Annotated in this window: 1 pseudogene; it reads left to right on the forward strand. The window is 57.6% G+C overall.

The features are described from left to right. Positions 1 to 271: pseudogene (locus tag AACY52_RS31935) on the forward strand (IS21 family transposase); the annotation flags it as partial.

Here is a 271-nt window from a genome sequence, read left to right on the forward strand (position 1 = left end):
TTCTCGCTCGGTGAACTGAACACGGCAATTGGCGGGCTGCTCGAACGCCTCAATCAAAAGCCCTTCAAGAAGCTGCCCGGCTCACGCCGCTCGGCCTTCGAGACCATCGACCAACCCGCACTGCAACTGCTACCAGAACATCCGTATGTCTACGCCGAATGGAAAAAGGTGCGGGTGCACATCGACTATCACGTCGAGGTCGAGGGCCATTACTACTCGGTGCCGTACCAGCTGGTGAAGCACCAACTCGAAGTGCGGCTAACCGCTAAGA

Source organism: Pseudomonas sp. EA_65y_Pfl1_P113, assembly GCF_963970525.1.
Classification (GTDB): domain Bacteria; phylum Pseudomonadota; class Gammaproteobacteria; order Pseudomonadales; family Pseudomonadaceae; genus Aquipseudomonas; species Aquipseudomonas tritici.